The organism is Kitasatospora sp. NPDC048298 (genome assembly GCF_043201465.1).
In the GTDB taxonomy this organism is placed as follows: Bacteria; Actinomycetota; Actinomycetes; order Streptomycetales; family Streptomycetaceae; genus Kitasatospora.
Genome location: NZ_JBICYZ010000172.1, coordinates 1 through 1,405 on the forward strand (window position 1 = coordinate 1; position 1,405 = coordinate 1,405).

Here is a 1,405-nt window from a genome sequence, read left to right on the forward strand (position 1 = left end):
GCAGCGGGCGCTCCAGAACCGGCGCGGCGCCGTGATCGACCGCGCCCTGCGGCGGCACACCGACGCGGTGGTCTGCCGGCTGCGCATGCGGATGTAGGCAGGTGAGGGGTGTACCGACAGGACTCTTCGAAACGTTCAGGACAATCCGCGGTCTCAAGTGAATGACGCCGATATACGGGTCGCGTCAATGTTTCCGGATCACCCGTATGGACGGCATCAGGGACGCGCTGCGCGCCCCTGAGGGCTGGTTTGCTGCTCCCGCCGGTCTTCCGCCGGTGCCGTGAGGCCCTCAGGGCCCGTTCACGGGTACGTCCCCTCAGCCACTCAGGTGGAGCCCATGTCCGATCTCATCTACGTCGGTGTCACGGTCGCCGTGTTCGCCGTCATCGCCCTGATCGCGCGGGGGGTGGAGAAGCTGTGAGCGCCGAGAACATCACAGGTCTCATCGTGGCCGTCGCGCTCGTCGGCTACCTCATCCTTGCGCTGATCTACCCGGAGAAGTTCTGACATGAGCTCCACACTCGCGGGCTGGTTGCAGGCGCTCGCCCTTGTCGGCGCGCTGGCTCTGTGCTACCGGCCCCTGGGCGACTACATCGCCCGCGTCTTGACCACCTCGAAGCACCTCAGAGTCGAGCGCGGCATCTACAAGGTGATCGGCGTCGACGGTGATGCCGATCAGCGCTGGCCGGCCTACCTGCGCTCGGTTCTGGCGTTCTCGGCCGTCTCCGTCCTCTTCCTCTACGGTCTGATCCGCCTCCAGGGCTACCTGCTGCTGAGCCTGGGCGTTCCGCAGATGGAGGGCCACCAGGCCTGGAACACCGCCATCTCGTTCGTCACCAACACCAACTGGCAGTCCTACGGCGGCGAGTCCGCGATGGGCCACCTGGTGCAGATGGCTGGCCTGGCGGTGCAGAACTTCGTCTCGGCGGCCGTCGGCATCGCCATCGTGGCCGCGCTGATCCGCGGGTTCACCCGGAACAGGACGGACCGGCTGGGCAACTTCTGGGTGGACCTCACCCGGATCAACCTGCGGCTGCTGCTGCCGATCGCGTTCGTGTTCGCGCTGGTGCTGGCCGCCAACGGCGTGATCCAGAGCTTCCACGGCTTCCACGAGGTCACCACCCTTGCGGGTGAGGTCCAGAAGATCCCGGGCGGTCCGGTGGCCTCCCAGGAGGTCATCAAGGAGCTGGGCACCAACGGCGGCGGCTTCTTCAACGCCAACTCGGCGCACCCGTTCGAGAACCCGACCGGCTTCACCAACCTGGTCGAGATCTTCCTGATCCTGCTGATCCCGTTCGCGCTGCCGCGCGCCTTCGGCCGGATGGTGGGGGACAACCGCCAGGGCTACGCGATCGTCGCCGTGATGGGCCTGTTCTGGATCGCCTCGACCGCCCTGCTGACCTTC

General features: G+C 66.7%; 2 protein-coding genes. Both read left to right on the forward strand.

What is annotated here, in order from left to right; genetic code table 11:
* The first annotated feature begins 417 nt into the window (after positions 1 to 417).
* Positions 418 to 507, forward strand: a complete 90-nt coding sequence (gene kdpF, locus ACGF0D_RS44255; RefSeq protein WP_360508580.1) for a K(+)-transporting ATPase subunit F — start codon at positions 418 to 420, stop codon at positions 505 to 507.
* A 1-nt stretch (position 508) separates the two neighbouring features.
* Positions 509 to 1,405 (forward strand): potassium-transporting ATPase subunit KdpA (locus tag ACGF0D_RS44260; protein WP_392926257.1); only part of this gene is annotated, 897 nt, incomplete at its 3' end.